At 69.1% G+C, this 4,078-nt stretch carries 3 protein-coding genes and 1 pseudogene; 1 reads left to right on the forward strand and 3 read right to left on the reverse strand.

What is annotated here, in order from left to right; genetic code table 11:
• Positions 1-1,008, reverse strand: a 1,008-nt coding sequence (locus G3N99_RS35835; protein WP_206124724.1) for an amidohydrolase family protein, incomplete at its 3' end; no start/stop codon positions are given.
• Positions 1,009-1,472: 464 nt separating this feature from the next.
• Between G3N99_RS35835 and G3N99_RS35840 the strand changes: the two genes are divergently transcribed.
• Positions 1,473-2,132, forward strand: a complete 660-nt coding sequence (locus G3N99_RS35840; protein WP_039340408.1) for a glycine zipper 2TM domain-containing protein — start codon at positions 1,473-1,475, stop codon at positions 2,130-2,132.
• Between the two features lie 226 nt (positions 2,133-2,358).
• Here G3N99_RS35840 and G3N99_RS35845 read toward each other — a convergent pair whose 3' ends face one another.
• Both G3N99_RS35845 and G3N99_RS35850 read right to left on the reverse strand, forming a co-directional pair.
• Complete coding sequence (locus G3N99_RS35845) at positions 2,359-3,750, reverse strand: amino acid permease (protein WP_174941869.1); 1,392 nt, start codon at positions 3,748-3,750, stop codon at positions 2,359-2,361.
• A 106-nt stretch (positions 3,751-3,856) separates the two neighbouring features.
• A pseudogene (locus G3N99_RS35850) lies at positions 3,857-4,057 on the reverse strand (FAD-binding oxidoreductase); the annotation flags it as partial.
• Positions 4,058-4,078 lie beyond the last annotated feature (21 nt).

A 4,078-nucleotide genomic window follows, 5' to 3' on the forward strand; every position in this document is an offset into this window, starting at 1 on the left:
CGTCGCCATGTCCAGTGCGATGCCGAGCGCTTCATCGGTGTAGAAGCCCGACCGATAGCCGACCATCATCGCGCGCTGCAGCATGTCGCCGTTGCCGTACGGCCACCACGCGTCGCGGATGTTGTCGTTGCCCGCGAACACGTGCACGCCCGCGTCGCGCAGCGCTTGCACCGGCGGAAACGCGCAGTCGCCCGGCGCGTTCGTCAGGATCGACACGCCGGCTTCGGCCAGTGCCGCCGCGGTGCGCTGCACGTCGTCCTCGCTCACCTGGCCGAGCGCGTACGCATGGCTCACGTTCACGCGGCCACCGAGCCCCGCTGCGCGCGTGCGCGCCGCGATCCGCAGCAGTTGCGCGATGCCCGTTTCGCCCGGCTCGTGCAGGTGGATGTCGATCTTCGCGCCGCGCTTCTCGGCGATGCCGAACACGATGTCGAGCTGGCCGTCCGCATCGCCGTCGAGTGTCGTCGGGTCGATCCCGCCGACCACGTCCGCGCCTTCGCGCACGGCGGCGTCGAGAATCTCCGCAGTGCCCGGGCATGTGACGACGCCGGCCTGCGGAAACGCGACCAGTTCGATATCGACGATCCCGCGCCATTGCTCGCGCGCAGCCATCACGGCCTGCAGGTTCGACAGGCCCGTGGTTGCGTCGACGTCGACGTGGCTGCGCATCGCGACCGTGCCGAATGCAGCGGCCTGCGCGATCAGCGCATTCGCGCGCTCGACGATCGGCGGCGCGGCCGCGAGCTGGCGCTTCTCGACCGCGAGCCGCTCGCGCAGCGTGTCGACCGATTCGTGCGGCACCCAGCGATCGCCAACGAAGCTCTTGTCGAGGTGGATGTGGCCATCGACGAAGCCGGGCAGCACGACGCGGCCGTCGAGGTCGATCGTTTCCGCACCGGGCGCGGCGGCGCATTCGGCGCCGACCGCGGTAAAGCGGCCGTCACGGACGACGAGGTTGATGGGCTGGCCGCCGGCGTCGACGGCGTTGATGAAGATACGATCGGTCATGGCTCGGAATGTGGGGCGGTCGCTGCATGTCACCGGCGCGGACGGAGAAAGGCACCGCAGCCGGCACGGCGCGACCGTTGGCAGGGAATCCGGCCACGATATCGGACGCCATCGCCCGAGGCCAATTAAATGTCGCGATGCCGCGCATTCGATTTCGCGATGCGCGGCGCGCGCGGCCGCCGGGCCTGGCACGGGGATGGGGCGGGATCGCAGGGAAGACGGCGGAAAAGTCGATGGCCGCGCAGTATCGGCGTCACCCGCATGCGGGCGTCCGGCAGCCGTGTCGCGCCCTTGCCGGGCGTCGCTTCCGCGCCCCGCCGGGGCGGCGATTTACGCGGCAACAGACTTTACACGTTGTTACCCGGCCGCACCGGACGCGCCTCCGGCCATTCCTTATACTCACGCCGAGTTCGCCACCCGTCCCGGCATTCGTCGGCGAACCCGTTGCCGATGCAGGAAACATCATGATGCGCATGCCTTCCACGAAGACCGTTCTGTTCGCCTCGCTCGTCGCCGTCGCGGCGCTTCCGCTGACCGCCTGCGTCGCGCCGGGTTACTACGGCGCGCAGCCGGGGTATCCGCAGCAGCAGCAATACGCGACGCCCGGCTACGCGCAGCCCGCGTATTCGCAACCGGGCTACGTGCAGCAGCAACAGCCGTATCCGAACCAGGCGCCGCAGCCGTACGATCAGTACGGCAACCAGCAGCAATACGGGTCGCAGCCGTATGACCAGTACGGCAATCAGCAGCAATACGGCAACCAGTACGGCAACGGCTACGGCACGCAGTACGGCACGGTCTCGAACATCCAGCCGGTCAACGGCTCGGTCGGCCCGTCGGGCGTCGCCGGCACCGTCGTCGGTGCGCTGGTCGGCGGCCTGGTGGGCAACCAGTTCGGTCGCGGTCACGGCCGCGATGCGGCGACCGTGATCGGCGCGCTCGGCGGTGCGGTGGCCGGCAACCAGATCGGCCAGCAGATGGGCGCCGCGCAAGGCCCGAGCAGCTACCGGATCGACGTGCAGGTCAGCGACGGCTCGATGCGCTCGTTCGACGTGCAGTCGCCGGGCAACCTGCGGCCGGGTGATCGCGTGCAGATCAACGGCAATCAGCTCGCGCGGTATTGATTCGGATGCTGTGCGCCTGACCTGATCGGGCGCATCGTCGTGCGTTTGACGTCGGGTGCCGGTTCGGCGCGACGGCACGCCTGTTTCACGTCACCCTCATTCGTCGTGCCGGCGCAGCGCGCATGACGCGCCGCCGACACTGCCGCGGCACTACGCCCCCGCCTCAAGCGCACCCCGTCGGACGCACTCGCCCCCGCACCACGATCAGCGACCCGGCGCCCAACCGTCACGCACGCTCGACGCCGAGCCCGACACGCGTCGACCGCGCAGCCGCCTGCAGGTGCCGCGAACGCCGGTAGATGATCGCCATCAACGCCATCACCGCCGCGCCGGCATACAGCGACCCGCGCGTCGTCGGATCGACGCCGAGCATCACGAACACGAACGCGACGAACACGAGGCAGATCCACGACGTGACGGACGCGTACGGCATGCGGAACGCCACCGTCTCGCCACGCGCGGCCAGCGCGCGCCGGAACCGCATGTGGGTCAGGACGATCATCGCCCAAATCACGGCCACGTCGAACGACAGGAACGACATCAGCCAGCCGAACACGCGCGCAGGGATCACGTAGTTCAGCACCACGCCGACCGACATGAACAGCACGGTCGCCCGCACCGCGCGCGACGGCGACCCGCTTGCGCTCAACGCCGCGAACGACGCGGGCGCGAGGCCGTTGCCCGCCATGCTCGACAGCATGCGCGCGCCGCTGAACACGATGCAGTTGAAGCTCGACAACGCGGCCGTCACGACCACGAAGTTGACGATGCCGGCCGCCTGCCGCAGCCCGAGCGATTCGAACGTCGTCACGAACGGGCTGCCGTGCTCGCCGAGCTCGTGCCACGGATACAGCGCCATGATGATGAACAGCGCGCCGACGTAGAAGATCAGGATGCGCCACAACACCGAGTTGATCGCCCGCGGGATCATCTTCTGCGGCTCGCGCGCCTCGCCGGCCGTGAGGCCGATCATCTCGACGCCCGCGAACGAATACGCGACGATCGGCAGCGCGCTCACGACCCCGAGCACGCCGTGCGGAAACACGCCGCCGTGGCGCCACAGGTTCGACAGGCCGACGGGCTCGCCGCCATGACCGATCCCGGTGAACACGATCAGCGCGCCGCCCGCGATCATCAGCACGATCGTCACGACCTTCACGATCGCGAACCAGAACTCCAGCTCGCCGTACACCTTCACGTTGAGCAGGTTGAATGCCGAGATCGCGGCGATCGCCGACACGACCCACAGCCACTGCGGCACATCCGGAAACCAGAAGCCCATGTAGATGCCGATGGCGGTCGTCTCCGCGACGCCGACGCCGACCATCAGCAGCCAGTAGCTCCAGCCGACCACGTAGCCGGCGAACGGCCCGACGTATTCGAACGCATACGCACCGAACGAGCCGGACACCGGCCGGTGCACGGCCATCTCGCCGAGCGCACGCATGATCAGGAAGATCATCGCGCCGCCGATCAGGTAGGCGACGAGCGCGCCGGGCCCGGCCGCCTTGATCGCGGACGCCGAGCCGAGGAACAGGCCGACGCCGATGGCCATGCCGAGGGCCATGAACGAAATCTGGCGCGCGCCGAGTTCGCGCCGCATCGTGTGCTGTTGCATGTTGTCTCCAGTCGTTGATCGTCGCGGCGTGCCGGATCGGCCGGCCGCTGGATGGAGCGGCCGGCGTCGTGTGCCGGCCGCCCTGCTGCAGCGCACGGTCGCCGGTTCAGCGGCCGTGCAGAAAGCGTTCGACGCGAAACGGCGTGGGGTCGACGAACGGCTGCGCGCCGGTCATCAGGTCGGCAACCAGCCGGCCGGTCACGGGGCCGAGCGTGAAACCGTGATGCGCATGCCCGAACGCGAACCACAGATCGCGGTGGCGCGGCGCGGCGCCAATGACGGGCAGCATGTCGGGCGTGCACGGCCGACATGCTGCCCGTCATTGGCG

Source organism: Burkholderia sp. Ac-20392 (assembly GCF_017104585.1).
GTDB lineage: Bacteria > Pseudomonadota > Gammaproteobacteria > Burkholderiales > Burkholderiaceae > Burkholderia > Burkholderia lata.

Excerpts from the sequence above, each read along its gene's own strand:
- G3N99_RS35840 (WP_039340408.1), top strand. The coding sequence starts at position 1,473 with ATGATGCGCATGCCTTCCACGAAGACCGTTCTGTTCGCCTCGCTCGTC.
- G3N99_RS35845 (WP_174941869.1), bottom strand. The coding sequence starts at position 3,750 with ATGCAACAGCACACGATGCGGCGCGAACTCGGCGCGCGCCAGATTTCG.